Source organism: Nonomuraea spiralis (genome assembly GCF_014648435.1).
Classification (GTDB): domain Bacteria; phylum Actinomycetota; class Actinomycetes; order Streptosporangiales; family Streptosporangiaceae; genus Nonomuraea; species Nonomuraea spiralis.
This window is the reverse complement of sequence record NZ_BMRC01000008.1, coordinates 440,982-466,796: the sequence shown is the minus strand read 5'-3', so window position 1 is coordinate 466,796 and position 25,815 is coordinate 440,982. Positions and strand designations below refer to the sequence as shown.

Annotated in this window: 23 protein-coding genes; 11 read left to right on the top strand and 12 right to left on the bottom strand. The window is 70.7% G+C overall.

Features of this window, described 5'->3' with window-relative positions:
- Nucleotides 1–18 precede the first annotated feature (18 nt).
- From IEZ27_RS22770 to IEZ27_RS22760, 3 genes are all read right to left on the bottom strand, one after another.
- The gene (locus IEZ27_RS22770; RefSeq protein WP_189649043.1) at nucleotides 19–2,418 is read right to left on the bottom strand and encodes a hypothetical protein; all 2,400 of its coding nucleotides are present in this window, start codon (nucleotides 2,416–2,418) and stop codon (nucleotides 19–21) included.
- A gap of 95 nt (nucleotides 2,419–2,513) precedes the next feature.
- On the bottom strand, nucleotides 2,514–3,347 hold the full coding sequence (locus tag IEZ27_RS22765) for an SCO6745 family protein (RefSeq protein ID WP_189649042.1): 834 nt from the start codon (nucleotides 3,345–3,347) through the stop codon (nucleotides 2,514–2,516).
- Between the two features lie 41 nt (nucleotides 3,348–3,388).
- Nucleotides 3,389–4,180, bottom strand: a complete 792-nt coding sequence (locus IEZ27_RS22760; RefSeq protein ID WP_189649041.1) for an SDR family oxidoreductase — start codon at nucleotides 4,178–4,180, stop codon at nucleotides 3,389–3,391.
- A 136-nt stretch (nucleotides 4,181–4,316) separates the two neighbouring features.
- On the opposite strand from IEZ27_RS22760, the gene IEZ27_RS22755 reads away from it, so the two are divergent.
- From IEZ27_RS22755 to IEZ27_RS22735, 5 genes are read left to right on the top strand one after another with little or no spacing between them, the layout of a single operon-like run.
- Complete coding sequence (locus IEZ27_RS22755; protein WP_189649040.1) at nucleotides 4,317–4,664, top strand: hypothetical protein; 348 nt, start codon at nucleotides 4,317–4,319, stop codon at nucleotides 4,662–4,664.
- An 18-nt stretch (nucleotides 4,665–4,682) separates the two neighbouring features.
- Nucleotides 4,683–6,074, top strand: a complete 1,392-nt coding sequence (locus IEZ27_RS22750) for a sensor histidine kinase (protein ID WP_189649039.1) — start codon at nucleotides 4,683–4,685, stop codon at nucleotides 6,072–6,074.
- Nucleotides 6,071–6,796 (top strand): response regulator transcription factor, encoded by a 726-nt coding sequence (locus tag IEZ27_RS22745; protein ID WP_189649038.1) that lies wholly within the window; start codon nucleotides 6,071–6,073, stop codon nucleotides 6,794–6,796. Before IEZ27_RS22750 ends, IEZ27_RS22745 begins: the two co-directional genes overlap by 4 nt.
- Before the next feature lie 24 nt (nucleotides 6,797–6,820).
- Nucleotides 6,821–7,351: a DUF4956 domain-containing protein gene (locus tag IEZ27_RS22740; protein ID WP_189649101.1), complete on the top strand. Its 531-nt coding sequence runs from the start codon at nucleotides 6,821–6,823 to the stop codon at nucleotides 7,349–7,351.
- Nucleotides 7,348–8,109 carry a polyphosphate polymerase domain-containing protein gene (locus IEZ27_RS22735; RefSeq protein ID WP_229824235.1) on the top strand — a complete coding sequence of 254 codons (762 nt, stop codon included), beginning with the start codon at nucleotides 7,348–7,350 and terminating at the stop codon, nucleotides 8,107–8,109. The genes IEZ27_RS22740 and IEZ27_RS22735 overlap by 4 nt, the downstream gene beginning before the upstream one ends.
- Here the strand turns inward: IEZ27_RS22735 and IEZ27_RS22730 are convergent.
- Entirely contained in the window at nucleotides 8,104–9,327 is a 1,224-nt protein-coding gene (locus IEZ27_RS22730) for an acyl-CoA dehydrogenase family protein (RefSeq protein ID WP_125631929.1), read from the bottom strand. The two genes, IEZ27_RS22735 and IEZ27_RS22730, sit on opposite strands and share 6 nt — an antisense overlap.
- A 68-nt stretch (nucleotides 9,328–9,395) precedes the next feature.
- Here IEZ27_RS22730 and IEZ27_RS22725 point away from each other — a divergent pair, with 68 nt between their 5' ends.
- Nucleotides 9,396–10,142 carry a TetR family transcriptional regulator gene (locus IEZ27_RS22725; protein WP_189649037.1) on the top strand — a complete coding sequence of 249 codons (747 nt, stop codon included), beginning with the start codon at nucleotides 9,396–9,398 and terminating at the stop codon, nucleotides 10,140–10,142.
- 450 nt (nucleotides 10,143–10,592) lie between these two features.
- On the opposite strand, the gene IEZ27_RS22720 is transcribed toward IEZ27_RS22725, so the two are convergent.
- From IEZ27_RS22720 to IEZ27_RS22700, 5 genes are read right to left on the bottom strand one after another with little or no spacing between them, the layout of a single operon-like run.
- Nucleotides 10,593–12,374 (bottom strand): beta-galactosidase, encoded by a 1,782-nt coding sequence (locus tag IEZ27_RS22720; RefSeq protein WP_229824234.1) that lies wholly within the window; start codon nucleotides 12,372–12,374, stop codon nucleotides 10,593–10,595.
- Nucleotides 12,375–12,385: 11 nt separating this feature from the next.
- Entirely contained in the window at nucleotides 12,386–14,329 is a 1,944-nt protein-coding gene (locus tag IEZ27_RS22715) for a DUF6807 family protein (RefSeq protein ID WP_229824233.1), read from the bottom strand.
- Between the two features lie 8 nt (nucleotides 14,330–14,337).
- The gene (locus IEZ27_RS22710; protein WP_189649035.1) at nucleotides 14,338–15,387 is read right to left on the bottom strand and encodes a mandelate racemase/muconate lactonizing enzyme family protein; all 1,050 of its coding nucleotides are present in this window, start codon (nucleotides 15,385–15,387) and stop codon (nucleotides 14,338–14,340) included.
- A complete protein-coding gene (locus tag IEZ27_RS22705; protein ID WP_189649034.1) occupies nucleotides 15,384–16,256 on the bottom strand; it encodes a 5-dehydro-4-deoxyglucarate dehydratase in 873 nt (290 codons plus the stop codon). The genes IEZ27_RS22710 and IEZ27_RS22705 overlap by 4 nt, the downstream gene beginning before the upstream one ends.
- Nucleotides 16,253–17,143, bottom strand: coding sequence for an NAD-dependent epimerase/dehydratase family protein (locus IEZ27_RS22700; RefSeq protein WP_189649033.1), 891 nt, complete (start codon nucleotides 17,141–17,143; stop codon nucleotides 16,253–16,255). Before IEZ27_RS22700 ends, IEZ27_RS22705 begins: the two co-directional genes overlap by 4 nt.
- Nucleotides 17,144–17,335: 192 nt before the next feature.
- Between IEZ27_RS22700 and IEZ27_RS22695 the strand changes: the two genes are divergently transcribed.
- The 5 genes from IEZ27_RS22695 (at nucleotide 17,336) to IEZ27_RS22675 (ending at nucleotide 22,882) form a co-directional block, all read left to right on the top strand.
- Nucleotides 17,336–18,289: a LacI family DNA-binding transcriptional regulator gene (locus IEZ27_RS22695; protein ID WP_189649032.1), complete on the top strand. Its 954-nt coding sequence runs from the start codon at nucleotides 17,336–17,338 to the stop codon at nucleotides 18,287–18,289.
- Nucleotides 18,290–18,494: 205 nt separating this feature from the next.
- Nucleotides 18,495–19,418 (top strand): carbohydrate ABC transporter permease, encoded by a 924-nt coding sequence (locus IEZ27_RS22690; protein WP_379478611.1) that lies wholly within the window; start codon nucleotides 18,495–18,497, stop codon nucleotides 19,416–19,418.
- Nucleotides 19,402–20,268 carry a carbohydrate ABC transporter permease gene (locus tag IEZ27_RS22685; protein WP_125631913.1) on the top strand — a complete coding sequence of 289 codons (867 nt, stop codon included), beginning with the start codon at nucleotides 19,402–19,404 and terminating at the stop codon, nucleotides 20,266–20,268. Before IEZ27_RS22690 ends, IEZ27_RS22685 begins: the two co-directional genes overlap by 17 nt.
- Nucleotides 20,269–20,313: 45 nt before the next feature.
- On the top strand, nucleotides 20,314–21,591 hold the full coding sequence (locus tag IEZ27_RS22680) for an ABC transporter substrate-binding protein (RefSeq protein WP_189649031.1): 1,278 nt from the start codon (nucleotides 20,314–20,316) through the stop codon (nucleotides 21,589–21,591).
- A 10-nt stretch (nucleotides 21,592–21,601) separates the two neighbouring features.
- On the top strand, nucleotides 21,602–22,882 hold the full coding sequence (locus IEZ27_RS22675) for a Gfo/Idh/MocA family protein (protein WP_189649030.1): 1,281 nt from the start codon (nucleotides 21,602–21,604) through the stop codon (nucleotides 22,880–22,882).
- A 46-nt stretch (nucleotides 22,883–22,928) separates the two neighbouring features.
- On the opposite strand, the gene IEZ27_RS22670 is transcribed toward IEZ27_RS22675, so the two are convergent.
- Genes IEZ27_RS22670 through IEZ27_RS22660 form a run of 3 tightly spaced genes read right to left on the bottom strand, consistent with a single transcriptional unit; the run spans nucleotide 22,929 to nucleotide 25,811 of the window.
- Entirely contained in the window at nucleotides 22,929–24,716 is a 1,788-nt protein-coding gene (locus tag IEZ27_RS22670; RefSeq protein WP_189649029.1) for an ABC transporter substrate-binding protein, read from the bottom strand.
- A gap of 13 nt (nucleotides 24,717–24,729) precedes the next feature.
- Nucleotides 24,730–25,002 carry a DUF2160 domain-containing protein gene (locus IEZ27_RS22665; RefSeq protein ID WP_125631905.1) on the bottom strand — a complete coding sequence of 91 codons (273 nt, stop codon included), beginning with the start codon at nucleotides 25,000–25,002 and terminating at the stop codon, nucleotides 24,730–24,732.
- A gap of 2 nt (nucleotides 25,003–25,004) precedes the next feature.
- Entirely contained in the window at nucleotides 25,005–25,811 is an 807-nt protein-coding gene (locus tag IEZ27_RS22660) for a carbohydrate ABC transporter permease (RefSeq protein WP_125631903.1), read from the bottom strand.
- Nucleotides 25,812–25,815 lie beyond the last annotated feature (4 nt).

Here is a 25,815-nt window from a genome sequence, read left to right as displayed (position 1 = left end):
GGCCGGACGGTGCGCCGATCAGCCCTTCAGGAAGGTCTGCACCTCCTTCCACACCCGTTTGTGCTCGACCAGCCGGGTGTCGTAGACCTTCTTGCCGGCCTCCGCGGCGTACTCGGCCAGTTCGCCGCTCTTGGCGCGTTTGAGGAAGGCGGCCTGCTCCTTGAGCCGGGCGCGGACGGTCTCGACGGCGGTGGCCAGCGTGTCGTCGTCCTCCCAGCGTTCCAGTTCCGTGGCGAGCAGGTCCCGTTCGGCCAGCAGTTTGTCGGCGAGGGACTTGGGATCCGTGGTCAGCTCGTCCCGCTTGTGGTCGGCGGCCAGCTTCATCGCCGTCTTGTCGAACGTGATGTCCAGCCCGCCGTCCTTCTTCTCCGCGTGGCCGCCGCGGTCGCCCTCGTTGACCGTCGCGAACGGCATCAGATTGCGGAACGACAGGTACGCCATGGCGGCCGTGGAGGCGTCGGGGGCGTTCAGCACCGAGGCGGCCTCGTCGAACAGGCCGGCGAGCTGGCGTCCCTCGATCTGCTCGGCGGGCAGCAGCGCGGCCAGCTCCATGACCCGCGACTGGAGGTCCTTGCGTACGGCCTCCTTCAGCGCCCTGACCGCCTGGGGGCCGGAGGAGGCGTCCGAGACCAGGTGGTTGGCGTGCTGCGTCTCGATCGCCCAGGCGGTGGTGTGGCAGCCCATCCCGGCGACGCCCGGCGGGGCCGGCGCGCGTCCGTTGATGATCAGCGACTCCTTCAGCGCCGGGTCGAAGTCCACGACCAGGTTCGTGTCGGCGGCCTCCGACGCCCAGGTCGTCGTCCTCGGCTCGACGGTGATCGGCGGCAGGCCGGCGAGCGTCTGCGTGATGCTCTCGATCAGCGGCGCGTACTGCTCCGGCTCGGTCCGCTTCGGGAAGAGGTCCATGTACTCCCTGCGCAGCGCCCCTTCGAGCTGCTTGACCATCATCTCAGCGGCGGGCCGGCCGAGCTTGCCGCTCACCGGATCGGGCAGCCCGGCGGCGGTCACCGCGTGCGGGTAGGCGGCGGCCATGACGCGCAGGTGCTTGTACAGCAGGTTGGACAGGACGACGACCGCGTACTCCGGCGCGCCGTCGCCGATCTTCTTCAGGTCCGCGGCGACCTGGCCGGCCTCGGCGAGGATGTGGGCGTTCTTCGCCGAGGCGATCACCTTCCTGGCGGTCTCCGCCCGGAGCGCGGTGTGCGGTTGCTGGAGCCGGGTGCGCGCGTCCTCCGCCTTGGCCCTGAGCGCACCGGCCGCCCGGTGCATGCCCTGGTAGATCCCGGCCGCCTTCTGCACGTCGTCGATCCGCCCGAGCAGCCCGGGGATGTCCTTCAGCGCCTCGACCCGGCCCTTGTTCGTCGCCACGGCCGTCAGCGCCTTGTCCAGCTCGGCGTTGACCTTCTGAAGCTCGGAGTACTGCTCGGCCACGTCGCCGTAGGACTGCGGGTTGAGCGCGTACTCGACGTACGACTCGCGCATCGCCGCGTCGAACGCGAACATCTTCCACAGGGCCGTTCTCATGTCGTTCTGCTCGTACGTGCGGGGTTTGGGGGCGGCCGTGCCCTTGTCGGCGGCCAGCTTCGCCGCCTTGGCCTCGTACGCCAGCAGGGCGCCCCGGTAGGTGCCCTCTCCCGACCCCGTCGAGCCCCTGGCCGAGGCGGCCGGGACGGTGCTGAACGGCAGGTGGTTCAGGAAGTTGAGATGCTGGGCGACCGCGGTGGCCAGCGCCTGGGCCGCCTTGCTCTCGCTCTTCTCGCTCAGGGCTGTGGCACACTGCTCGGCGACCAGGCGGGCCGAGTTCTCCAGCGGCTCGATCCGGCCGGCCGCGTCGGTGGCGTCGACCGTCTCCAGGCGCATGAGCAGGTCACGTGCCGCGCCGTCGGGGTCGCTCACCGATGCCTGCGCCGTGGCCTGCATCGCCAGCAGCGCCGTGGCCGCCTCCTTGACGGTCTTGCCGTACAGCGAGGCGCGTACCGAGTCCACGACCCCCTGCCACGAGGTCGTGTGGTCGCCCATGCGGTTGCCGAAGGGGGAGGGGGTGCGCTGGAGCCTGCTGATGAGGATCCCGGCGATCTTCTTCGGCCCGGTGTCGCCCCGCAGGTCCACCAGTGGGCGCAGATGCACGACCGCGCCCGCCGGAAGGTCGTGCTTCCGGGCCTGGAACTTGACCGTGCCCCAGATGTCGGTGTGCGGTTTGGAGACGGTGATGGTGGTGGGACGGGGGGCCGTGTCCGAATCCATCTCCATGCTCTGGGGCCTGTCCAGCGTCAGGACCGGCGCGCTCTTGCGCTTCTGCAGGTGGACGACGGGGGTGGTCTCGTCCTCGGGATCGCCCTTGGTCTTCTTGCGGGGGGCCGTCTTGCTCCGTCCCGACGACTTCGTACCGATCTGGCTCTTGGTGCGTTTCCGCTTCATCGCCGCCCTTCCCGCGTCACCGTTCAGCTCGATGCTCCTCCCCTCGCCCCTCCGCGGGCAGAGTGGTGACCTCATCCGGACACGCGAAGCGGTGATCAGGTGAGTTTGAGCAGGCCCGCGTCCACGACTCTGCGGCCGAAGGGGCGGGACAGTTCGGCCAGGCGGTCGCAGCCGGATTCGCCCAAGGCGCCGTACGCGGGCATGGCCAAGGTGTCCGTACGGGTTTCGAGGTGGTGGCGTAGGGAGCGGCCTTCGGGGGTCAGGTCGTTGTCGTCGTTCAGGAGGCCGCGGGTGCGCAGGGTCGTCTCGGTGCGGGCCCACTGGTCGGGTGGCCAGGCGCGGCTCATGGTGAGGAACGGCTTCGCGACCTCGCCGCTGGCCGCGTGCAGGACCAGGGCCTCCAGGCCGGTGATGCCCTCTGAGAGGAGGGTCGCCACGTGACCGTCGCCGCGGAACTCGCGCAGGAGGGTCTGGGCGTGCCAGAGCTGGAGGACGGGGTCGTCCGGCCAGGGGAGGGCGGCGTGGGCGGCGAACAGGGGGCGTCCCTGGGGGTGGTCGCGGGCGGCCTCGGCGGCACGGCGGGCCAGGGTGAGTACGGGGAGGAGGTCCGGGAGTTCGTGCACGGCGGCCCGGCGGAGAGCTTCGGCGGCGGCTTCGAGGCGGGCTTGCAGGACCTGGGCGGGGGTGACCTTGTCCCAGGGGAGGGAGCGGCGTACGAGGTCGGGGTTGAAGTTGTAGAACGTGGCGATGACGAGGTCGGCGGGGGCGGCGCCGAGGGCGGCGGAACGTGAGGTGAAATATCCGGACATGCCGGTGAGGCCCAGGGCCGCGTAGCGGGTGGTGGCCTCGGGGACGAAGTAGATCATTCCGTGGACGGGTTCGAGGCGGCGCCAGGCCTGACGGGCGGCCCGGATGAGGTGCTGGTCCATGGTCGGGCGGGCCTTTCACGGGGTCTGCGCGTGGTGGGGGGCTATGGGGTGGGGGTCAGGGAGGTGACGAAGGCGGCCATGCCGGCCAGCCACCTGTTCGGGGACTCGGCCTTGCGGCGGACGAACTCGGCCACCTCGGGGTGGGGGAGGATGTGGAAACGTTCGGCGGCCAGGCCGTCGATCACGGCGGCCGCCACGTCGGCGGGGTCGAGGATCGCGCCCGACGCCCCCACGGCCCGCGCGGTCAGATGGTCCTCCTCGACGCCGCGTTCGAGTATCCCGGTACGCACACCCTGCGGGCACAGCACGCTGACCTTGATCCCCTGCGTGGCGTAGTGGATGGCCACCCATTCGGCGAAGGCGATGGCGGCCGACTTGGTGACGGCGTACGGGGCGTCGCCGGGGCAGCTCACCAGGCCGGCCGCGGAGCAGGTGTTCAGCAGGTAGCCGCCGCCGCGTTCGAGCATGCCGGGGATGACGGCGCGGGCGGCGTGCACGTGGGCCAGGACGTTGACCGCGTACAGGGAGGTCCATTCCTGGAGTGGGGCGTCGAGGCCGTGGCCGCCGATGATGCCGGCGTTGGAGCAGAACACGTCCACGGGACCGAAGGGGGTGGGCTCGGCCAGCGCGGTCACGTCGGACTCGACGGACACGTCCGCGCGTACGGCCACGGCCCGTTCGCCGATCTCGGCGGCCACGGCCCGCGCGCCGGCCTCGTCGAGGTCGGCCAGCACGATCCCGGCGGCGCCCTCGGCGGCGAAGCGCAGCGCCATCGCCCGTCCGATGCCGCCGGCCGCGCCCGTGACGACGATGACCTTGTCCCGTACCCTCATGAGCCCTCCTGACCGACCAGCCGGTATCAGAACATCATTCTAGAAGAAGGGGGCTCTGGGAAGGGGGAAGCGCGGATGAGAGGGTCCTCATTTCGGCTTCAGGGTGGTCTCCTCGGGCGGGCGCACGCTCGTACTCATGAAACGTGTGGTGCTCCTTCTCGTAGGGATGACGGCGGCGGGGTTCCTCTCGGTCGGCTGGGTACGGGCGGCCGACGGCGGGCCCGATCTGGGGGAGTCCGTCCTTGTCTCGCCCACGCCGGGGACGTCGCCCGGCGGCGTACGGCCGTTCACGACGCCGGGAACCAAGGCGGAACCCGTGAAGCCGCCCTCGCCGAAGCCCGGAGGCGGCGATGATGATGGCGACCACGACCGGCATCGCGCCCTGCCCGGCGGAGACGACGACGATGACGACGACGGCCACGACGGCCACCAAGACGACGACTACGACGACGGCGGCGACGACGATGACGACGATGACGACTGAGCGGGGGGCCGGATGCGGGTGAGCGCCCGTGCCCGGATCGTGGGCTGGATGCTCGCCGTGGTCGGCCTGGCCCTCGCGGTCTCGATCTTCGCGACCTGGACGGTCCTGCTCGCCCGCCTCGACGTCCGGATGAACCTGGAGTTCACCAACGAGGCGGAGAAGCTGCGCCGCTACGCCGCCACAGCCCACGATCCCCATACCGGACGGCCGGTCTCCGACGTGCGGGAACTGCTCACCGGCTACCTGGCGATCAACTCCCCCGACCGGTGGGAGACCTTCTTCAGCATGGTGGACGGCCGGGCCGACCGGATCACCGCCGTCACGCCCCCGGCCCGGCTCGACACGGACGAGGACCTGATCAAGGTCCTGGCCGCGGCCACCGAGCCCGCCTACGGCGACACCGAGAGCGTGGAGGGCACGGTCAGGTACGCGGTCATCCCGGTCAGGGTGGCGGCCGACCCGCGTACGGGCCACTTCGTCGCGGCCGTCTTCTACGACCGGCACCGAGGGGAGATCGTGGACGCGGTCCGCGTTCTCGGGTTGTCGGCACTGGCCGCGCTGGGGCTGGCGGGGGCGGCGGGATGGTTCGTGGCGGGGCGGGTGCTGGCCCCGGTGCGGCTGGTGAGCCAGACGGCCGAGCAGATCAGCGACTCGGCCGACCTGACCCGCCGGCTCAAGGTGACCGGCGACGACGACGTGGCCGCGCTGGCCGCCACGTTCAACCACATGCTCGACCGTCTGGAACGTTCCTTCGCCGTGCAGCGCACGTTCGTGGACGACGCGGGGCACGAGCTGCGTACCCCCATCACGGTCATCCGGGGGCACCTTGAGCTGATGGGGGACGATCCGGACGAGCGGGCCGAGACGCTGGCCCTGGTCACCGACGAGCTGGACCGCATGAACCGGATCGTGGACGACCTGCTCACCCTGGCCAAGGCCGAGCAGCCCGGATTCCTCGCGGTCGAGGAGGTCGAGCTGGCCGACCTCACCGTGAGCGTGGTGGCCAAGGCGCGGCCGCTGGGCGACCGGCGGTGGCGGGTCGACCAGGTGGCCGAGGCGCGCGTCCAGGCCGACCGGCAGCGGCTCACGCAGGCGCTCATGCAGCTCGTCGTGAACGCCGTGCGGCACACCATGGACGACGACCTCATCGCGGTCGGGTCGGCCCTGCGGGACGGCCGGGCCGAGTTGTGGGTGCGCGACAGCGGGCCGGGCGTCGCGCCCGCCGATCGGGAGCGCATCTTCCGGCGGTTCGTGAGGGGCGCGGGACGTACGGGCGCGCATGACGGGGCAGGGCTGGGGCTGGCGATCGTACGGTCGATCGCCGAGGCGCACGGAGGCGGTGTGAGAGTGGCGGACGTCCCGGCGGGGGGCGCTTGTTTCGTGATGACGTTGCCCTTGGCCAGGACATGAACCGGATCCTGATCGCCGAGGACGAGAGCAGGATCGCGGCGTTCCTGGAGAAGGGCCTGCGCGGCAACGGCTTCGTGACGGCCGTGGTGACGGACGGCGTCGCGGCCTACGACCTGGCCAGTTCGGGCGGGTTCGACCTGTTACTGCTGGACATCGGGTTGCCGCTCAGCGACGGGTTCACCGTGCTGCGGCGGCTGCGGGAGTCGAAGGTCGCGATCCCGGTGATCATCCTGACCGCCCGGGGCGGGGTGACCGACACCGTCGCGGGCCTCGAAGGGGGCGCCGACGACTACATCGCCAAGCCTTTCGCCTTCGAGGAGCTGCTGGCGCGGGTCAGGCTGCGGCTGCGGGCCGACCGCGCGCCCGAGGCCACCGTCCTGCACGTCGGGGACCTGTCGCTCGACCTGCGGACGCGGCGGGCGCACGCGGGGGACCGGGTGGTGGACCTGTCCACCAGGGAGTTCGCGCTGGCGGAGATCTTCTGCCGGCATCCCGACCAGGTGCTGACCCGCGAGCAGCTCCTCAGCCACGTCTGGGGCTTCGACTTCGACCCCGGCTCGAACGTCGTGGACGTCTACGTCCGCTACCTGCGCAGGAAGATCGGCCCCGACCGCATCGAGACCGTACGCGGCACGGGCTACCGGATGAGAGCCGCCTCACCCGAGGCTAACGGCTCCCTCACCGGGGAACCGCAGGCTGGTGGACATGAGAACGAGAGATGACGAACCGTGACGGCCGGACTGGCGATGGACCTGACGGCGATCGGCGTCCTCGCCTACGGCCTGTACTACCGGCGACATCACCGGCGCGACCTGCTGTTCGCCTACGTGGCGCTGAACGTGGGCATCTTCGCGGTCGTCTCCCTGCTGCTGGTCCAGCGGGTGGACCTGGCGGTCGGGTTCGGGCTGTTCGGGGTGTTGTCGATCATCCGGCTGCGGTCCAGCGAGATCACCCAGCAGGAGATCGCGTACTACTTCGTCGCGATCGTCCTCGGGCTGGTGAACGGCATCGCCTCCGAGCTCCCGCTGACCGCGCTCTTCCTGGACGGCGTACTGCTGGCCATCGTGTACGTCGCCGACCATCCGCGCCTGCTCGGCCGTACCAGGCAGCAGGTCGTGACGCTGGACGTCGTGCACAGCGACCCCGAGCTGCTCAGGGCCGATCTGGAGAGCCGGCTGCGGGCCCGCGTCCTGCACTGCGTCGTCACCCAGGTGGACTACGTGCGGGACGTGACCGTCGTGGACGTGCGCTTCCAGATCGCCGAGGCGGCCCGGTGAGCGACGCGGACGTGCTGATGGCCGGGGTCGCGGCCGGGTTGCCGCCGCTCGGGCTGGACGACGTGCCCGAGCTGATGAGCCGGATGGACCACAAGTACGTGGTCGGCGTCGCGACCATGGCCAGGCTCGCGGCCGAGCTGGGCGGCCGGTTCTCGGTGTTGCGTATCGGGGGGTTGCGCCAGTTCCGCTACACCTCGACCTACTTCGACACGCCCGACCTGCTGACCTTCCGCCAGCATCGGCAGGAACGGCGGCGCAGGTTCAAGGTGCGCACCCGTACGTACCTGGACGGGGGCGGGCGGTGGCTGGAGCTGAAGCTCAACGGCACGCGCGGCAGCACCGACAAACACCGCATCCCGTACGACGCCGCCCCGGCCGGCGAGCTGACCGCGGAGGCCATGCGGTTCGTCGGCGAGACGCTGGTCAACGAGCTGGGCATGGCCGCGCCCGAGACGCTGGGGCCCGTGTTGTCCACCGACTACCGGCGGGTCACGCTCATCGACCGGGCCGGGAAGGCCCGGCTCACCTGCGACACCGGCCTGTTCTGCCACGACGGCGAGCGGGGTGTGCCCGCCCGCCGCGACCGGGTGCTGCTGGAGTCGAAGTCGGCCGACGGGCGGGCGGTCGTGGACCGGGTGCTGCGCGGGCTGGGGGTGCGGCCGGTCAGCGTGAGCAAGTACTGCGTGGCGGTGGCCGTGCTCCGGGGTGTCCCGGCGAACCGCTGGCAGCCCGTCATGCGGGGATATTTTCGGCTATAGCGGGAGGCCGCCCGTCGCCGCGCTCGTCGATCCGGTCGCCTGGTACGCCGCGATCGTACGCTCGGCGATGCGCATCTGGTGGATCTCGTCGGCGCCGTCGGCGAAGCGGGCCCAGCGGGCGTGCTGGAACATGCTCGCCAGCGGCGTGTCCGTGGAGTAGCCGAGGGCCCCGTGCACCTGGATCGCCCGGTCCACGATCCGGTTGAGGCTGCCCGCCACGAAGTGCTTGGCCATCGACACCTCCGTACGGAAGTCCTCGCCCTTGTCGATCTTCGAGGCGGCGTGCAGCACCATCAGCTTGCACTGGTACAGCTCCATGGCCGAGTCGGCGATCAGCCACTGCACACCCTGCTTCTCGGCCAGCAGCGAGCCGTGGCTGTAGCGGTTGAGCGCCCGGTCCACCATCATGTCCAGCGCCGTCTCGGCCTGCGAGATCCACCGCATGCAGTGGGCCAGCCGCGCCGGGCCCAGCCGGTACTGGCCCAGCCGGTGGCCGTTGCCCCGCCCGCCCAGGACCGCGCTGTCGGGCAGCCGGAGGTCCTCGATCACGATCTCGCTGTGGCCGGTCGAGCCGTGCATGGTCTCGACCTCGCGCACGTCCTTCCAGCCTGGGTTGGGCAGGTCCACGAGGAAGGCCGTGTTCGCGCCGCGCGAGCCCTCGGGCACGTCCTTCTCGGTACGCGCGATGAGGATGGCGAAGCTCGCCCGGCGGGCGTTGGAGATGAACCACTTGTGCCCGTTGATCACCCACTCGTCGCCGTCCTTGACCGCCTCGGTGCGGATCAGGGTGGGGTCGGAGCCGGCCACCTCGGGCTCGGTCATCGCGAAGCACGACATCTTCGTGCCGTCCAGCAGCGGGCGCAGGTACTTCTCCTTCTGCTCCGCGTCCGCCCAGTGGAGCAGCGTGTGCATGTTGCCCTCGTCGGGGGCCTGGCAGTTGAGCACCCACGGGCCGATACGGGTCTTGGCCGCCTCCGACTGCACCATGGCCAGCTCGACGTGGCCGAGGCCCATGCCGCCCCACTCCTTCGGCATGTGCGGCAGCCACAGCCCCTCGGCCTTCGCCCGGCCGCGCAGCTCGAAGATCGTCCGCAGGTAGGCGTCCCGGTCGCCCTCCTCCACGCCGGACATCGCCGGGATCACGGTCTCCTGGATGAAGGACCTGACCCGCCCGCGGATCTCCTCGTGCTCGGGGGCGAGAGTGAAATCGATGGCCATGACTCTCCTTCGGCAATTTCACCGATAGTACTATCGGCGAAAACGCGCACAAGTCCCGTGAGGCAATCGTGACCAGCACACCGCTCAGCAGGAGCGAGGCGAAGGACCTGACCCGGCGCAGGCTGATCAGGGCGGCCCTGTCGATCCTCGACGAGGAGGGCGAGGCCGGCCTGACCACGGGCAAGGTCGCCAAGGCCGCCGGCATCGCCCAGTCGAGCTTCTACGTGCACTTCAAGGACATGCCGGAGCTGCTGCGGGTGCTCGGCGAGGAGGGCGGCGACCGGCTGCGCGGGGCGATGCGGGAGGCTCGGCGCAGGGCCCGCGAGGCGCCCGACGACCTCGAACGCCACCGCGACGCCTTCCGCATCCCGCTGGAGGCGATCTGCCGCCATCCGGAGCTGCTGCGCATCCAGCTGCGCGCGCGGCACGACCCGTCGTCCTCGCTGCGCGACTTCGCCGCCCGTACGGCCGCGATCTACCGCGAGCACCACGCGGCCGACCTGGCCGCGCTCGGCTACACGGCCGACGACGAACGGGACCGCCGCCGCCTGGAGATGATCGCCGAGGGCATCGACGCGGCCACGAACGCCCTGGCCATGGGCCACCTGGAGGGCCGCTACCCCGACCTGGAGGAGTGCGCCGACGTGCTGGTGGCGCTGTCCAGGGGCGCACTGCGCCTGCTCAGGCACGACTCGGGCGGGACGCCGCAGCGGGGTGAAGGCCCAGGTCATGCGGGGTTCGACGGCCCAGCGGAAGAGCGTGCGCACCCAGGGGGTGCACAGCAGGGTGGCGGTGACGAGGCCCAGCAGGAGTGACAGCGGCAGGCCCAGCCGGATCGCGGTGCCGGTGAGGTCGTCCACGCCGATGGACGCGTTGGAGTGCCGCCACCTGATCCACTCGGTCGGCACCCGATCGTGGGTCAGCAGCGCGACCGCGAGCCCGAGCCCCAGCACGCAGAACCCGGCCAGCCGCATGTGGGGCCGCCGCAGCCACGCGAAGTGCTCGGGCCGCAACGCGAGCGGCCACTTGAGCTGCTGCCACACCGGCGTGGAAGACGTACACGTAGAAGTACAGGGCGTGCGCGAGCGGCGCGTCGCGCTGGTCCTCGATCAGGTGACCGCACACCACCAGCACGATGGCCAGGTGCTTCGCGTTGTCGAAGAAGGGGTCCCGGGCGGTGGCGGGCCTGGCGATGACGGGTGCGTTCACAGACTCCGCACCCTAGCCGCGGCCCGCCGAACCGCCGGGAAACCGGGGGACGCGGCCTACCGGGGCGCCGGTACGGTGAGCCGTCCGTCCACGGGGGTGCCGTCCGGGAGGGTGCCGGTCGCCTCGACGACGGCGTCCTCGCCGGTGTGGTTGATGGCGAACAGGTAACCGCGGCCGTCGGGGTGGGAGCGGCGTACCACCTCGACGCCCCGACGGTCGGCGGTCGCGACGCCCGACTCGGCGCACACCGCGGCGAGCAGGCGGGCCGGGTCGGCGGGCAGCGTGGTCACGTAGTGCGCGGCGCCCTCGCCCCGGACGTTGCGCGTCCAGGCGGGCTCACCGCTGGTGTACGAGTCCAGGACCTCGGCCGTCGTGGCGTGGGCGACCTCGCTCCAGACCGCGCCCGTGCCGCCGCCCGCCAGCGTGACCGTCTCGCCCGCCGCCAGCGGGAAGAACTCCTCGACCCGTACGCCCAGCAGGTCCCGCCACGCGCCCGAATAGCCGCCGAGCCGGACCTTGTCCTGCTCGTCCACCACCCCGCTGTACGGCCCCACCAGCGCGGTCCCGCCCCCGGCGACGAACCGTTCGAGGTTGCGCGCCCCCGCGTCGGAGACGAGGTAGAGCGAGGGGACCACGACCAGGCGGTAACCGGACAGGTCGCCTTCGGGGTGGGCCAGGTCGCAGGTGACGCCGAGCTTCCAGAGGGCGGAGTGCCACTGCCTGATCACCTCGACCGGCTTGAGCTCCGTCGTCGGCTGCGCCGGATGGTCCTGGGCCCAGATGCTCTGGTAGTCGAGCAGGATCGCCACGTCGGACTCGACCCGGCTGCCCGCGACGTCGGCCACGCTCTTCAGGACGTCCCCGAGCGCGACGACCTCCCGCCAGATCTTGGTGTCGGTGCCCGCGTGGGGCAACATCGCCGAGTGCCACTTCTCGGCGCCCGCGCGGGAGGCCCGCCACTGGAAGAACAGGATCGCGTCCGCGCCCCTGGCCAGGTGGGCCAGGGAGTTGCGGTGCATCTCGCCGGGCCGCTTGGCGCGGTTGTGGCCCTGCCAGTTGACCGCGCTGGTCGAGTGCTCCATGAGCAGCCACGGCTGCCCGCCCTTGAACGAGCGGGTCAGGTCGGCGGCGAAGGCGAGGTCCAGGTGGGGGTCCTCGCCCAGCAGGTACTGGTCGGTGGAGATCACGTCCACCTCCTCGGCCCACGCCCAGTAGTCGGTGGCCCAGTGGTAGCTGCCCATGAAGTTCGTGGTGGCGGGCACGTCCGGGTCGATCCCGGCCAGCAGGTCGCGTTCGGCTCGGTAGAGGCGCAGCAGCGCGTCGGAGCTGAACCTGCGGAAGTCGAGCTGCTGGGCGGGGTTGGTGTAGGCGGGCGTGGCCCTCGGCGGCAGGATCTGCGCCCAGTCGCTGTAGCGCTGCGACCAGAACGCCGTGCCCCAGGCGTCGTTGAGCGCGTCGAGGGTGGCGTACCGGTCGATCAGCCAGTCGCGGAACGCCTGGGCGGAGACGTCGCAGTAGCAGTGGGCGTTGTGGTTGCCGTACTCGTTGTGCACGTGCCACATGGCCAGGGCCGGGTGGTCGTGGTACCGGCGGCCGAGCTGCTCGGTGACGGCCAGGGCGCGCTCCAGGTAGATCGGCGAGCTGGGACAGAACGCCTGCCTGCTGCCGTGCGACAACACGCGGCCGTCGGCGTCCACGGGCAGCGCCTGCGGGTGGGCGTGCCCGAACCAGGGCGGCGGCGAGGCGGTGGGGGTGGACAGGTAGACCTTGACGCCGTCCTCGGCCCAGGTCTCCTCCGGCCACTGCTCGGGATTCCAGTCGCCGCCGTACGCGATCACCGCAACTCTTATTATTTTACGATTATTTCCTCCACCGTAGCGGCCAGAGCCGCCGCCGACGAGCCCCCAAGCCGGCCGTCGGCCACGACCGTGACGATCCGCCTGGTCAGCGTGCCCTCGACGACCAGCGGACGATCCCAAGCCAGCGCCTGTCCGACCCCGGGGTACTCCGCCATCCGGACGAACCAGGGGTCGTCGCCGGCCTGCACGAACACCAGCGTCCAGTCCCGTCCGTCCGGTTCGGTCCCGGACATGGCCACCCAGGGGCCCCGGCTGCCGTGCACGCTCTCCTCGTCCCCGGGGAAGGTCACCCGGCCGGTCGAGGTGCCCGGCGCGCGCCAGAAGAAGCCGCCGTAGCCCGCGCCCGGCCTGCCCTTGGTGGTCGAGCTGTTGACCTCCAGCGGGGAGCCGGTGAGGTTGGTGAGCGCGAACGTCAGGTCGAGCGCCCACACGTCGCCGACCGGCCGGGCGGCGACCGTACGCCGTTCGCGCGCGATTAGCCGCTCGCCGGGGCCGATCCACTCCAGCTCCTCGGTGAAACCGTCGTCGGCCAGCCGGGTGAACGCGACGTGCCGCTGCCTGCCGTGGTCGGCCAGCCAAACCGGTCCGCGGTCCCTGACGTGGGTGCGGCCGCCCCAGAAGTTCGCGCCGCCGAGGTCGGAGATCGCCACGCCCGCGCCGAGGTGGTGCACGTGGTCGCCGGGGCGGACCTGGGTGACGGTGAGGCCGCCGAGCGTACGCACCGGATGCAGGTACGGCCGCGGCGAGTCGGTGACGGGCAGGTCGGGCCGCCACTCGTAGGCCGCGACCGGCGTGCCGGCCACCCGCAGCTCCACGTTCGTCCACGGCGCGCCGAGCTCGGAGTAGAGCGCCAGCTCCCGCGCGCTGCGCGCGGTCAGCTCGGCGATGCCGGGCAGGAACCGGTGGGTGACCTCGCCCGCCTCGTCGCGTTCCACGACCTGGTGCCGTTCGGCGATGGGCAGCGGCTCGGGGGCCAGCCGCACCGCGTCGAGCACCTGGGTGAACGTCTCGGTCCCGGAGAGCGGGACGAGCAGGCCGGCCCCGGTACGGATGTGCGCGATCAGGTTCTCCAGCAGCCCGGTCCGCTCGTGCACGGTCGTCTCGACCGAGCCGTCGGCCCACTCGACCCGCAGCTCGTCCAGCGTGTACGTGAGCGTCGCCCGCCCCGCCTCCCCGTGCACCACCAGGTACGGCTCACTCCGCCCGGTCGCGCACAACGACACCGCGATCGTGATCACCGGCCCGCCCGCGATCCGGACCCGCAGGCAGGAGGTGTCGTCGGCCTCGATCGGATGGGCGTGGTACAGCTCGGTCTCGATCGCCTCGACAGGGCCGTCCACCAGGGCCAGCGCGGTCGCCACGGCGTGGGCGAAGGGGTTGGTGAGCGCGCCGTCCACCACGTCCGCGCCGTCCAGCCTGCGCCGTCCCGCCCAGGACGAGCGCGTGAAGTACGACGAGGGCCGCTCCCACGCGCCCGCGCCGCCGATGCCGCGGATCCGGCCGAGCGCGCCGCCCGCGATCAGCTCGCGCAGCGCGGGCACGGCCGCCGAGCCGAGGCTCTGGAAGCCGACCTGGCAGGCCAGCCCGGTCTCGGCCACCGCCGCGGCGATCCGGGCGTGCGCCCGCGGACCGGCCGCGGGCGGCTTCTCCAGCAGCACGTGCGACCCGGCGCGCAGCGCCGTGACCGCGAGGTCGGCGTGCGTGTGGATCGGCGTGCAGACGATCGTGACCTCGGCGCCGGTCCCGGCGATCAGCCCGCCCAGGTCCGGCGACTGCGGCAGCGGCCCGCCTGCCACTTCCACCGGGCGCACGTCGCAGATCCCGGCCAGCTCGACCAGGCCGGTGGCCGCGAGCCTGCGCAGGTCGTCCAGGTGGTGCCGTCCGTGCCCGTGCGCTCCCGCCAGCACGACCCTGACTGGGCCGGTCCGCGTCACGCCTGTCCTCACGTCCATCGCAACCCCAGTCCCGCGTGCCCGCCCACGCGCAGCACACCCTCGCGGACCTCCACCGGGTACGGCTCCGCCAGCAGCCCCAGCCCGCCGAACGAGGCGTCCTCGACGACCTCGGCCAGCGGCGGCAGCGGCAGCGCCAGGGCGAGCTGCCCGGACACCTCGCTCAGCAGATGCGGATGGACCGGCACGTCGAACGCCCTGGCCAGCTCCACGATCCGCAGGAACGGCGTGACGCCGCCGACGCGCACCACGTTCGGCTGGACGATGTCGCAGGCCCCCGCCGTGAGCAGGTCGCGGAAGCCGTAGACGGTGTAGACGTTCTCGCCCACCGCGACCGGGACGTCGGTCGAGCGGCGCAGCTCGACGTGCGCGGCCAGGTCGTCGGCGGGCAGCGGCTCCTCGATCCAGTGGAGGCCGAACTCCCGCAGCGCCGCCAGGGCACGCCTGGCCCGGTGGAGGTCCCACCGCTGGTTCGCGTCGATCATCAGCAGCCGGTCGGGCCCGATCACCTCGCGTACGGCGGCCACCCGGGCCACGTCCTCGGCCAGGTCCGGACGGCCCACCTTGATCTTGACGCCGGCGTACCCGGCCGCGACCCAGCGCCGGGCCTGCTCGGTCAGCTCGTCCAGGGAGTAGTGCAGGTTGACGCCGCTGCCGTACGCCGGGACCTGCTCGCGCCGCCGGCCCAGCACGTCGGCCAGGCCCACGTCGCCGCAGCGCAGGTCCCACAACGCCAGGTCGATCCCGGCCAGCGCGATCGTGGTGATCCCGCCGGGGCCGGCCTCGCGCAGGTGCCGCCACAGCCGGTCCCACACCAGCTCGGGGTGCGCGGGCAGCCCGATCAGCGCCTCGCGCAGGTCATGGTCCAGCAGGGCCCGTACGGCGTGCGCGCCGATCTGCGGCGTCCAGGAGAACCCCGTGCCGGTGCGCCCGTCCTCCAGCGTCACATGGCAGACGATCACATGGTTGGCGGGCACGTCCGGGCCCCACGGCCGGGGCAGCGGGACGGTCCGCAGCTCGGTCCGCAGCCCGGCGATCACGACGCCGCCAGGGCGAGCCCGGTCCTGATCAGCGCGTCCAGCTCGGCGAGATGGTCGTCGGCCACCTCGACCAGCGGCGGGCGCACCGGGCCGACGTCGAGGCCACGCAGCCGTACGCCGGCCTTGACCAGCGACACCGGGTAACCGGGCACCTTGTCGCGCAGGCGGACGAGCGGGGCGTAGAACTCGGTCAGCAGCCGCTCGTCGCCGTTCAGGTACGCCACGGCGATCTCGGGGGCGAAGGCGAAGACCGCGCTGGAGTACAGGTCCACGCCGATGCCCCGGTAGGCGGGCATGGTCAGCTCGGCCGTCGGCAGGCCGTTGAAGAACAGGAACTCCGGGTGCTTCCCGCGTACCGCGAGGACGGTCCGCTGTATCCGGTCGATGTCGCCGAGCCCGTCCTTGAGCCCGATCACGCCGGGGACGCCGGCCAGCTCGACCACGGTGTCCGGGTCGAGCACGACCGGGCCGCGCTGGTAGACGATCACCGGCAGTTCGGCGGCGACGGCGGCCACGTACGCGGCGTACCCGCTCGCCGGGCCCTGCGTCAGGTAGGGAGGCATGAGCAGCAGGCCGTCGGCGCCCGCCGCGCGGGCCGCCCGCGCCTGGTTCAGCGCCGCGCCGATCGGGCCGCCCGCCCCGGCGAACACCGGCACCCGCCCGCCCACGACCTCGGCTGCCACCCGGACGGTCCGCGCGTGCTCAGACTCCGACAGGGCGGAGAACTCGCCGGTGCCGCAGGCCGCGAACACGCCGCCGGGGCCGTGCGCCATGCCCTGCCCGATGTGCTCGGCCAGCACCTGCTCGGCGAGCGCGCCGGCGGCGTCGAAGGGGGTGACGGGGAAGAACAGCACACCGCTGAGGTTCATTCGGATTCCTTGAGTTCGGTTCGCCAGCTTCGCTTGGGCTCCCAGCCGAGCAGGCGTCGCGCCTTGGCCGTGGAGAAGGCGGGAGCGGTGCCGGTGAGCCCGGCGGCCAGCTCCTCGGTGCCCGGCACGGCCTGGGGGAGCAGGTCGGCCAGCGGCTCCCTGGCCAGGGCGTCGGCCGCCCCGGCGAAGAAGACCTCGCCGCCCGGCAGCTCGGGCAGCGCCGCGATCAGCACGGTGAACAGCTCGGCCGCGTCGCGCGCGTCGACGTAGTTGAACAGCGAGACGCCGCCGATCCGCGGCTGGTCGAGCCGCTCCTTGACGGTGTGCCCCGACTGCGTGGGCGCGCCCGCCCACTCCTCGGGCGGGATGACGAAACACGGCCGGACGGCCGCCATCCTCGTCCGGCCCGCCCGTGCGAACGCCTTCATGGTCTGCTCGGCCACCAGCTTGGACAGGTTGTAGCCGTTCCAGGGCAGCGCCGGGTGCTCCTCGTCGATCGGCAGGTACGACGGGACCCACCCGCCGGGCGCGCCGTAGCCGATCACCGTGGGGCTGCTGGCCACCACCACGCCGGACACGCCCAGCTCCACCGACGCCTCGCAGACGTTGAACGCGAGCCGCGTGTTCACCTCGAAGATCACTGATTCCGGCCGGCTGAACGGCGTCGCGATGGCCGCCAGATGGATCACCGACTCCGGCCGGAACCGGGCGATGGCCTCGAACGCCTGGCCGGTGTCCGTGAGGTCGGCCGGTAACGTCGCGGCGGCCTCGTCCGGCGTGCCGGGGGCCCGGTCCACGCCGATCACCTCGTGCCCGGCGGCCGCGAGCGCGGTGACGACGCTGCGGCCGAGGCGTCCGGCGCTGCCGGTGACGAGCACTCTGCTCACCGTGGGGGACTCCTTCAAGACTGCAAACAGTTGCACTAAACCTATGGGTCACGATGGGCGAGGCGTCAAGAGCCGATTTCTGACCATGCCGTCTAGCTGGGTGGACAGGTGCATGCTGGAGGGCCGGTCGGTCGGCAAGCGCTTTCATCGTTGCCCTGGTGCCTGCAAGCGGTTGCGTTAGGGTGGGCGACTGTGACAGTGACGATTCGCGATGTGGCCCGCGCTTCCGGTGTGCACGTATCGACCGTGTCGCGGACGTTCTCCGCGCCGCACATGGTGAACGCGGCCACCCGTACCAGGGTGCTGGCGGTGGCCGAGGAGCTGGGATACCGGCCCAACAGGGCGGCCAGGGCGCTCACGACCGGGCGTACCCACAACCTGGGCCTGATCGTGGCCGACATCGCCAACCCGTTCTTCCCGCCGCTGATCAAGGCCGCCCACGCCGCGGCCCGGCAGCGCGACTACCACCTGTTCGTGGCCGACACCGACGAGGAGCCGGCGGCCGAGGAGGAGCTGATCCAGGCGTTCTCCAAGCAGGTGGACGGCGTGGTGTTGTGCAGTCCGCGCTCGTCGAACAGGGTGCTGGAGCGGCTGGCCGAGCGGGTGCCGCTCGTGGTGATCAACCGAAGGCTGCGCGGCGCCGCCACGGTCCTGATGGACGTCGGGCACGGCGCCCGGCTCGCGGTCGAGCACCTGGCCGCGCTCGGGCACCGGCGCGTGGCGCTGTTGTCGGGCCCGGCCGGCTCGTGGACGAGCGGGGAGATCCGGTCGGCGGCCGAGCGGGTGGCGGGGGTCGAACTGGTCGTGATCGGGCCCAACGCGCCCACCGAGCGGGGCGGCCTGGCCGCCGCGGCCGCGGTGCGCGAGGCCGGGGTGACCGGGGTGCTCGCCTACAACGACCTCATGGCGATCGGGCTCGTCGAGGGCCTCGGCGACCTCGGGCTGAGCGTGCCGGAGGACGTCAGCGTGGTGGGCATCGACGACATCGTCCCCGGGCGGCTGAACCGGCCCAAGCTCACCACGGTCGCCATGCCCACCGCGGCGGCCGGGCGGCTGGCGGTCGACCTGCTCATCCAGGAGGTGAGCGCGACGACCTCGCTGGAGACCCGCCTGGTGGTGCGGGAGTCGACGGCACCGCCCCGATGACCTGCAAACGGTTGTACTAAATCGCAGCAATATTCATCGGACTTCTCTTGGGTAGCGCTTGTCACCTGCGGAAATGCGGCATCGATATATCGATAACGGCCATGTAACGCCTGCAAAGGGTTGACGGAACTTTCCCGGCAGCTATAGGAAAGCGCTATCCATTCACATCTCGCCGGAAGGTCCGTGATGACGAATGAGTTCCGTCATGACTGACTCGCTGAGGTGGGATCGTCGCATGTCCAGACGTTCCCGCCGCGAGGCGCGGGCCGCCTACCTGTTCCTGGCGCCCTGGTTCGCCGGCCTGCTCGTCATCACGATCGGCCCCATCGTCGCCTCGCTCTATCTGTCGTTCACCGACTACAACCTCCTGGAGGAGGCCAAGTGGGTCGGGTTCGACAACTACGTCAAGATGTTCACCGAGGATGCCCGTTACCTGAACTCGCTGAAGGTGACGACGATCTACGTGATCGTCTCCGTGCCGCTGCAACTGGCCTTCGCGCTCGCGCTCGCCCTGGTGCTCGACCGTGGGTTACGCGGCCTGTCGCTCTACCGGTCGATCTTCTACCTGCCCTCGCTGCTGGGCGGCAGCGTCGCGATCGCGATCCTGTGGCGCAAGGTCTTCGGGGCGGAGGGCCTGGTCAACGCCGTGCTGTCGGTCTTCGGCATCCAGGGCCCCGGCTGGGTCAGCGACCCCGACACCGCCCTCGGCACGCTGATCATCCTGCACGTCTGGACGTTCGGCGCCCCGATGATCATCTTCCTGGCCGGGCTGCGCCAGATCCCCGCCAGCTACTACGAGGCCGCCGCGGTGGACGGCGCCGGCGTGTTCCGCCAGTTCCGCTCGATCACGCTGCCGCTGCTGACCCCGATCATCTTCTTCAACCTGGTGCTGGAGATCATCAAGTCGTTCCAGTCGTTCACGCAGTCGTTCATCGTGAGCGGCGGCTCGGGCGGGCCGGCCGACTCCACGATGTTCAACACGCTCTACCTCTACCTCACGGGCTTCAAGAACTTCGACATGGGCTACGCGGCCGCCATGGCCTGGGTCCTGCTGCTCATCATCGCCGGCCTCACCGGGGTGAACTTCCTCGCGTCCAAGTATTGGGTCTTCTATGGCGACACCAAGTAGGCCGCTGCCCGTGCTGTTCCGTCCGGTCAAGGGCGGCCGGGTGGTCAAGCACGTCCTGCTGATCGGGTTCGGCCTGGTCATGCTCTATCCGCTGCTGTGGATGATCTCCAGCTCGCTCAAGCCCGAAGAGCTGATCTTCCGGCAGCCCGGCCTGTGGCCGAGCGAGGTCACGCTGGACAACTACACCGAGGGCTGGACCGCGCTGAAGCACCCCTTCGGGTACTACCTGTGGAACTCCGCGGTGATCACCGTGCTGTCGGTGGTGGCGAACCTGGTGGCCTGCTCGCTGGCCGCGTACGCCTTCGCCCGGCTGGACTTCCCGCTCAAGAAGTTGTGGTTCACGATCATGCTGGGCACGATCATGTTGCCCCACCACGTACTGATCGTGCCGCAGTACGTCATGTTCTCCAAGCTCGGACTGATCAACACGATCTGGCCGCTGGTCATGCCGAAGGTGCTGGCCACGGACGCGTTCTTCGTGTTCCTGATGGTGCAGTTCATCCGTTCCCTCCCCCGGGAACTGGACGAGGCCGCCGAGATCGACGGCGCCGGCTACTGGCGCACGTTCATCAGGGTGATCATCCCGCTCTGCGCCCCGGCGCTGGCCACGACCGCGATCTTCACGTTCATCTGGACCTGGAACGACTTCCTCAGCCAGCTCCTCTACCTCAACAACCCGGACAACTTCACCGCCCCGGTGGCGCTGCGCACCTTCCTCGACGCCAGCAGCGACTCGTCGTGGGGCCCGATGTTCGCCATGTCGATCGTCGCGCTCGGCCCGATCTTCGGCTTCTTCCTGGCCGGCCAGAAGTACCTGATCCGTGGTGTGGCCACCACGGGACTGAAGTAGTTCCCCCACCCCCCGAAACAGCGACATCCCACAGGAGGTAGAGCCGTGAGCTCAGGCAAGAAGACGTGGTCGGCGGCCCTGCTCGCCACCGCCGTGCTGGCGGTCACCGCGGCCTGCGGCGGCGGCGACGAGGCCGCCGACGGCAGGACCAAGCTGCGCTTCTCCTATTGGGGCAGCGACGCGCGGCAGAAGATGACCGAAGAGGCGATCAAGAAGTTCGAGGCCAAGAACCCGGACATCGACGTCGAGGGCGAATTCTCCGACTTCGCCAGCTACTACGAGACGCTGTCCACGAAGGTGGCCGCGAGCGACGCGCCGGACGTCATCACCCTGGAGATCCGCGGCCTGCGCGAGTACGCCGACCGCGGCACGCTGGCCGACCTGACCGGCAAGGTCCAGACCGCCGACATCGACCCCAAGCTGCTCGGCACCGGCGCCATCGACGGCAAGCAGTACGCCGTCCCCACCGGCGCCAACGTCTTCTCCGTGGTGCTCAACCCGTCCCTGGTGGAGGCGGCCGGGCAGAAGGCGCCCGACGACACCAAGTGGACCTGGAAGGACTACGTCGACCTCAGCTCCCAGATCACCGCCAAGGGCGGCGGCACGGTCTACGGCACCCAGCTCAACTGGAACCCCGCCTTCCTGCAGATCTTCGCCGCCCAGCGCGGCGAGCCCTTCTACGAGGGCAACAAGATCGGCGTCACGCCCGGGACGATCGTGGCCTGGTGGCAGGTCATGCTGGACACGATCAAGGCCAAGGGCAGCCCGGACGCCGCCAAGACCGCCGAGGTCGGCGCGACCAGCGTGGACCAGTCGCTGCTGGCCACCAACACCGGCGCGTCCGGCATGTGGTGGAGCAACCAGCTCGGCGCGGTCACCAAGGCGTCGGGCAAGGACATGAGCCTGCTGCGCCTGCCCAAGGCGGAGGGCGCCACCACCGGCGGCATGTTCCTGCAACCGGCGATGTTCTACACCGCCTCCTCGAAGAGCGAGCACGCCGCCGAGGCCGCGAAGTTCGTCGACTTCATGATCAACGACGCCGAGGTCGGCGGGATCATCCTCAGCGACCGCGGCCTGCCCGCCAGCTCGAAGGTCCTGGCCGCGGTCAAGGACAAGCTGCCGCCCGCCGACCAGAAGACGCTGGAGTTCGTCGACTCCATCAAGGGCGAGCTGGCCGACCCGCCCGCCGCGCCGCCGAAGGGCGCCAGCGCCCTTGAGGACATCCTCAAGCGGTACACCGAGGAGGTCATCTTCGGCCGGATGACGCCCGACGTCGCCGCCCAGAAGTTCCTGACCGAGGCCAACGCCGCCATCGCCGGCTGAGAGGACGACCATGAGGTACGCGTTCGTCGGGCTCGGGCACCGCGCGCAGCTCTACGTGGACGCGCTGCTCGGCGACTGGCGTGACGCCGGCACGGTCGTCGCCCTGTGCGACACCAACCGGACCCGCATGGACTACTACGCCGAGCGGATCGGCCACCCGGTGCCGTGCTTCGCCCCCGCCGAGTTCGGCGAGGTGCTCGAACTCGCCGACGCGGTCGTGGTCGCCACCGCGGACGCCGCGCACGCCCGGTACGTGTGCGCGGCGCTGGACGCCGGCCGCGACGTCATCGTCGAGAAGCCGCTCACCGTGGACGCCGAGAGCTGCGCGGCCATCGCCGAAGCGGCCCGGCGCAGCACCGGAAGGCTGATCGTCACCTTCAACTACCGGTACTCGCCGCGCAACTCGGCCGTCCGCCGCCTGCTCATGGACGGCGCCGTCGGCGAGGTGACGTCCGTGCACTTCGAGTGGACGCTCGACACCATCCACGGGGCCGACTACTTCCGGCGCTGGCACCGGGACCGGGCCGGCTCGGGCGGCCTGCTGGTGCACAAGTCCACCCACCATTTCGACCTGGTCAACTGGTGGCTCGGGGCGGCGCCGCAGACCGTCTTCGCGCAGACGTCCCTGCGCTTCTACGGCTCGGCCAACGCGCGGGCGCGCGGCCTGGCGGACCGTCCCGGACGCGGCCAGGGCGCGGCCGGCCTCGGCAGCGACCCGTTCATCCTGGACATCTCCGCTGATCCCCGGCTCAAGCGTCTCTACCTGGACGCCGAGCACGAGGACGGCTACATCCGGGACCAGGACGTCTTCGGCGACGGCGTGACCATCGACGACAACATGGCGGTCCTGGTCCGGTACGACAGCGGGGCGCTGCTGACGTACTCGCTGAACGCCCACGCGCCCTTCGAGGGGTATCGGGTGGCGTTCAACGGCACGGCGGGACGGCTGGAGCTGGAGGTGGTCGAGCGGGCCTGGACGCCGCCGTACGCCGCGATCGACCCGAGCGCGGCGTCCAAGGAGCATGCCGCCGGGGCGTGGGAGCGGCTCACCCTGCGCCCCCACTGGGAGAAGCCCCGGGAGGTGCCCGTCGGGCAGGGCGCGGGCGGGCACGGCGGCGGTGACCGGCTGCTGCTGGACGACGTGTTCCGCGGCCCGGCCGACGACCCGCTGGCCAGGCAGGCGGGTTACCGGGACGGCATCCGCAGCGTCCTGACGGGCGTCGCGGCCAACCTGTCCGCCGCCTCGGGCACCCCGGTACACCTGACCGACACCGGCACCCGCCTGGCCTGACGCGGCCGGGGAGCCCTGGGCGGCCGGAGAGCCCCGCGCGGGCGCGTCAGCCGCCTGCCTTCCAGCGGGCTATGAGCTTGTCGTAGTCGAGGGTCTCCGGCTTGCCGCGCTCGTCGGCCAGTTTCGGCGCGGGCGCGCCCGGCTGGTCGATCCAGTACTGGGCCGGACGCTCGGGGTTCAGCTTGGGCGCGCACTGCCCGCCGTACCCCTGGCGTTCCCGGGACAGGCGTTCCAGCCGGGCCAGGATCTCGTCCTGCTGCCTGGCCAGGTTGTCCATGGACTGCTGCGGGGTCGTCTCGCCGGTGACGGCGGTGGCCACGTTCTGCCACCAGAGCTGGGCGAGCTTGGGGTAGTCGGGCACGTTCGTGCCGGTCGGGGTCCACTGCTTGCGGGCGGGGGAGTTGTAGAACTCGATCAGGCCGCCGTACTTGGCGGCGTTGTCCTTGAAGTAGTCGCTCTTGATGTCGGAGTCGCGGATGAAGGTCAGCCCGGTGATCGACTTCTTCAGCGACACCGTCTTGGAGGTGACGAACTGCGCGTACAGCCAGGCGGCGGCCCTGCGGTCCTTGGGGGTGTTGTTCAGCAGCGTCCACGAGCCTGCGTCCTGGTAGCCGAGCTTGTTGCCCTCCTTCCAGTAGGCGCCGTGCGGGCTGGGCGCGATGCGCCACTTGGGGGTGCCGTCGTCGTTGACGACCGGCAGGCCCTTCTTGGTCATGTCGGCCGTGAACGTGGTGTACCAGAAGACCTGCTGGGCGATGTCGCCCTGCGCCGGGACGGGGCCCGCCTCGCTGAAGTTCATGCCGGCCGCCTCGCGCGGCGCGTACTTCTTCAGCCAGTCCACGTACTTGGTGAGCGCGTACACCGAGGCCGGGCCGTTGGTGTCGCCGCCGCGGGTGACCGACGAGCCGACCGGGCGGCAGTTCTCCACGCGGATGCCCCAGTCGTCCACCGGCAGGCCGTTGGGGATGCCGGGGTCGCCGTTGCCCGCCATGGACAACCAGGCGTCGGTGAAACGCCAGCCCAGCGACGGGTCCTTACGGCCGTAGTCCATGTGGCCGTAGACCTTCTCGCCGTCGATGGTCCCGTCGCCGTTGACCTTGTTGGTGAAGAAGTCGGCGATGTCCTCGTAGGCCGCCCAGTTGACCGGTACGCCCAGGTCGTAGCCGTAGGCGTCCCTGAACTGCTTCTTGATCGCCGGGTCGGTGAACCAGTCGTAGCGGAACCAGTAGAGGTTCGCGAACTGCTGGTCGGGGAGCTGGTAGATCTTCTTGTCCGGGCCGGTGGTGAAGCTGATGCCGATGAAGTCGTTCAGGTCGAGGGTGGGGGAGGTGACGTTCTTCCCCTCCCCGGCCATGTAGTCCGACAGCGGGAACACGTAGGTGCCGCGCGAGTGGGTGCCGATGAGGTCGGAGTCGTTGACGTAGGCGTCGTAGATGTTCTGGTCGCCCTGGATCTGCGTCTGGAGCTTCTCGATGACGTCGCCCTCCTGGATCAGGTCGTGCTTGATCCTGATCCCGGTGATCTCGGCGAACGCCTTGGCCAGCTTCTGCGACTCGTACTCGTGGGTGGTGATCGTCTCGGACACGACGTTGATCTGCATCCCCCGGTACGGCGCCGCCGCCTTGATGAACCAGTCCATCTCCGCCAGTTGCCGATCCTTCGACAGCGTGCTCGGCGTGAACTCCTCCGACACCCATCGTTGTGCCGCGGCCCTGCCGTCGGCCTCCTTGAAGTCGCTCTTCGGCCTCTCCTCGCCGCCGCCCGTGCACCCGGCCGCCACCAGGGCCAGCGCGGCCGTGATCGCCGCCGCCGTCCTGCCCGCGCGATGCCTCATCGCCTGGCTCCTCTCAGCCCCATCTTCCGATCACGACCACGACCAGCAGCGCGACGCCGAGCGCCGCCCACATGGACAGGTCGGTGACTGCCATCCACAGGGCCAGGACGACGGCCGCGCTGATCAGGCCGATGTACAGCCGGTCGCCCCGGTCGGTCTCGATCCGCAGGAACCCGCGCCTGGCCACGGGAGGGGAGAGCCGGCCCCAGACCGCCATCACGCACAGCAGCACGGCCAGCCCGGCGAACACCAGGGCCGTGGGGACGGTCCACACCATCCACTCCATGGTCAGACCCTCCCCAGGGCGAATCCCTTGGCGATGTAGTTGCGTACGAACCAGATGACGACCGCGCCGGGGACGATGGTCAGCACGCCGGCCGCCGCCAGCAGCCCCCAGTCCACGCCCGCCGCGCTCACCGTCCTCGTCATGGTGGCCGCGATGGGTTTGGCGTCCACCGACGTGATCGTCCTGGCGATCAGCAGCTCCACCCAGCTGAACATGAAGCAGAAGAACGCGGTGACGCCGATCGCGGACCTGATCAACGGCAGGAAGACGCGGAGGAAGAAACGCGGCAGCGAATATCCGTCGATCGCCGCGGTCTCGTCGATCTCGCGGGGGATCCCGGACATGAACCCTTCGAGGATCCAGACCGCCAGCGGGACGTTGAACAACATGTGCGCGATCGCCACGCCCAGATGCGTGTCGAACAGCCCGACCGCCTGGTAGATCTGGAAGAACGGCAGCAGGAACACCGCCGGGGGAGCCATCCGGTTCGTCAGCAGCCAGAAGAACAGGTGTTTGTCCCCGGCGAAGCGGAACCGCGAGAACGCGTACGCCGCCGGGAGCGCCACGACGAGCGACATGACCGCGTTCAGCGAGGTGTAGACGATGGAGTTCAGGTAGCTCGAATACCACGACGCGTCCGTGAAGAACGTGGCGTAGTTGTCGAAGGTCACCCGCTGCGGGATCAGCGAGAAGCTGCCCAGGATGTCCTCGTTCGGGCGGATGGACATGCCGAACATCCACAACAGCGGCAACATCAGCGTGGCGGCGTACAGCCAGAAGACCGTGCGCGCCCATGGCAGGTGGCGCATCGCG

Bases quoted from the DNA above. Each gene is read 5' to 3' on its own strand.
- IEZ27_RS22770 (WP_189649043.1), bottom strand. From the start codon at position 2,418: ATGAAGCGGAAACGCACCAAGAGCCAGATCGGTACGAAGTCGTCGGGA.
- IEZ27_RS22765 (WP_189649042.1), bottom strand. From the start codon at position 3,347: ATGGACCAGCACCTCATCCGGGCCGCCCGTCAGGCCTGGCGCCGCCTC.
- IEZ27_RS22760 (WP_189649041.1), bottom strand. From the start codon at position 4,180: ATGAGGGTACGGGACAAGGTCATCGTCGTCACGGGCGCGGCCGGCGGC.
- IEZ27_RS22755 (WP_189649040.1), top strand. From the start codon at position 4,317: ATGAAACGTGTGGTGCTCCTTCTCGTAGGGATGACGGCGGCGGGGTTC.
- IEZ27_RS22745 (WP_189649038.1), top strand. From the start codon at position 6,071: ATGAACCGGATCCTGATCGCCGAGGACGAGAGCAGGATCGCGGCGTTC.
- IEZ27_RS22740 (WP_189649101.1), top strand. From the start codon at position 6,821: ATGGACCTGACGGCGATCGGCGTCCTCGCCTACGGCCTGTACTACCGG.
- IEZ27_RS22730 (WP_125631929.1), bottom strand. From the start codon at position 9,327: ATGGCCATCGATTTCACTCTCGCCCCCGAGCACGAGGAGATCCGCGGG.
- IEZ27_RS22705 (WP_189649034.1), bottom strand. From the start codon at position 16,256: ATGAACCTCAGCGGTGTGCTGTTCTTCCCCGTCACCCCCTTCGACGCC.
- IEZ27_RS22690 (WP_379478611.1), top strand. From the start codon at position 18,495: ATGACTGACTCGCTGAGGTGGGATCGTCGCATGTCCAGACGTTCCCGC.
- IEZ27_RS22685 (WP_125631913.1), top strand. From the start codon at position 19,402: ATGGCGACACCAAGTAGGCCGCTGCCCGTGCTGTTCCGTCCGGTCAAG.
- IEZ27_RS22675 (WP_189649030.1), top strand. From the start codon at position 21,602: ATGAGGTACGCGTTCGTCGGGCTCGGGCACCGCGCGCAGCTCTACGTG.
- IEZ27_RS22670 (WP_189649029.1), bottom strand. From the start codon at position 24,716: ATGAGGCATCGCGCGGGCAGGACGGCGGCGGCGATCACGGCCGCGCTG.
- IEZ27_RS22665 (WP_125631905.1), bottom strand. From the start codon at position 25,002: ATGGAGTGGATGGTGTGGACCGTCCCCACGGCCCTGGTGTTCGCCGGG.
- IEZ27_RS22660 (WP_125631903.1), bottom strand. From the start codon at position 25,811: ATGCGCCACCTGCCATGGGCGCGCACGGTCTTCTGGCTGTACGCCGCC.